Consider the following 458-nt stretch of genomic DNA (forward strand, 5'->3'; position numbering starts at 1 on the left):
GAAATGCTTTGTCGGCTGGCGAGCCTGCGAGCCTTGACTGTGCCCCCGTTATCTAACAGGGGGGCACTATTTCACAAAAGACAAGTCAAAAACCATACACCCCCAAACCTGTGAGTAGTAATGAGAGGTTTTAAGAAGATAGTACATATCACACTTTTTGAAAGGTGGTTTACAGGTATTTCAAGGCTATTGTGGGATTGGAGGAATACAATGAACAATTTAGAATTTGCACTTGAAATGAAGAACAAACGTCTTGCCAGCGGTCTTTCACAAGGAGAACTTGCAAGTCTTACCCATGTATCAAGATATAGTATCAACCGCTTTGAGAACGGAAAAGCTAACGCCAGCAAGGAAACACAGAACATTATCCTGCGTTGTCTGAATTACTATATCTGCGATAAGCCTTTTTATCTGCTCGTTGATTATCTGTCTGTCCGTTTTCCAACGACTGACGCATT

At 42.1% G+C, this 458-nt stretch carries 1 protein-coding gene; it reads left to right on the forward strand.

Annotated elements, in window-relative coordinates:
* Positions 1-210: 210 nt before the first annotated feature.
* Positions 211-458, forward strand: a 248-nt coding sequence (locus tag KSU54_RS18645) for a helix-turn-helix domain-containing protein (RefSeq protein ID WP_217751170.1), incomplete at its 3' end; no start/stop codon positions are given.

Origin of the sequence: Erysipelatoclostridium sp. MSK.23.31, from assembly GCF_019125875.1 — a bacterium.
Lineage (GTDB): Bacteria > Bacillota_I > Bacilli_A > Erysipelotrichales > Coprobacillaceae > Thomasclavelia > Thomasclavelia ramosa.